Here is a 1570-nt window from a genome sequence, read left to right as displayed (position 1 = left end):
TTCGCCAAGCAGCCCGGCAGGGTCGACAATATGGGTAGCGGTCATCGTGCGGCCTTTCTTGAGTGAGTTGTGGAAGATGAACTCGAGGATCACGCAGTGACCGCCCTGCTGTCCAGCACGACCACCCCGCTACACCACTATGAGGGACTCAACTAAGAGCCATTTAAGCTAGAACACGGAACCGATGCACGCCAGAACGCATCGCTTGGGAACACCATGCTCGATAACTTACGCCCCGCAAGGTCCCTTTCAACTGACGTTGATCGCGTAACCTCTCATCGTGGTGTGCTCGCGGCGGTCACGGTCGTCGATATCATCGGGTTTTCGCTGGCCGTTATCGTGGCGTGGGCCCTTCCCGGGTCGATCCCGCTGCTCTCCCCGGTCCCGTATATCCGGCCCGTCGTCATGGGTTTCGCGATCGCCCAGCTGTTCATCCTCCTGCTGCTTTTGAAGCTCGTCGGCGCCTACGATCTGCGCGACGTGAGCGTCGGCAGCCGCGAGTATCGCTCGGTTATTCATTCACAGGCACTGACGGCAGGCCTCCTCGGCGTCATTGCCTACCTGTTCAACATCCCCATCTCGCGCACCTATTTCATCGTCTCGACCGTCCTTGGCACGTTCTTCTTGCTGCTGGGACGGTTTTTCTTTCGCCGGGTCATCCACCGCTTCCGCCGCGAGGGGCGCTTCATGCGCCGCGTCCTCATCGCGGGCTCGCCGATCCGCGCGGCCGCGATCGCCGACGCCTTCGAGTCTCGCCCCTGGCTCGGACTCATGCCGGTGGCCACATTCCTGTCGGCCGATCACCTGCCAAGCGTCAACGACGCCACCGACACCCCCGAATTCAAAAACCTCGCGAAAGCGGTGCGTGACTCCGACGTCGAGATCCTCGTCATCGCCGATGGCTTCCTCGAAGATTCCGCGGAGTTCCTCAATATCTCGTGGGCGCTCGAATCGCTGCACGTCTCGCTCATCGTCATGCCCTCGCTCGGGGACATCGCCCAGGACCGCATCCACGCGCGCCCTGTCGCCGGCCTGCCGTTCGTGTGGATCGAACAACCCCGTAGCGCGAAGGCGCTGTCGTGGGGTAAGCGCGTCTTCGATATCGCGGGGGCGAGCCTCGGCACGCTCGTGCTCTCCCCGTTCCTCTTGCTCATCGCATACCTGATCAAGAAGCACGATGGCGGGCCCGCGTTCTTCTCACAAACCCGCATCGGGCGCGATGGGCACCCCTTCCAGCTACACAAATTCCGCACGATGGTGCCAAACGCCGAGGCGCTGCGCGCTCAGCTCGTCGCCGAACACGGCGGGGAGGGCCTGTTCAAGATGGCCGACGACCCGCGCGTTACCCCGGTCGGGAGATTCCTGCGCCGACACTCCCTCGATGAGTTCCCGCAGCTGCTCAATGTGTTCAAGGGCGAGATGTCGCTCGTCGGGCCCCGCCCTGCGCTGCCGGAGGAGGTCGCGACCTATTCGGAAAAGGGGCCCTTCGGACTTGAGCGTGGGTTAGGTGCGTAGGCCTCCGCCGATCAGCAGCATTCTGAGGCGGTAGTTGGTGGGGTTGCGGAACCCT

1 protein-coding gene is annotated in these 1570 nt (G+C 62.9%); it reads left to right on the top strand.

Annotated elements, in window-relative coordinates; genetic code table 11:
• Window positions 1-285 precede the first annotated feature (285 nt).
• Window positions 286-1515 (top strand): exopolysaccharide biosynthesis polyprenyl glycosylphosphotransferase, encoded by a 1230-nt coding sequence (locus tag BSZ39_RS12755; protein ID WP_073717670.1) that lies wholly within the window; start codon window positions 286-288, stop codon window positions 1513-1515.
• The last annotated feature ends 55 nt before the right edge of the window (window positions 1516-1570 follow it).

Source organism: Bowdeniella nasicola (assembly GCF_001907295.1).
GTDB lineage: Bacteria > Actinomycetota > Actinomycetes > Actinomycetales > Actinomycetaceae > Bowdeniella > Bowdeniella nasicola.
This window is presented reverse-complemented; position numbering and strand designations above follow the sequence as displayed.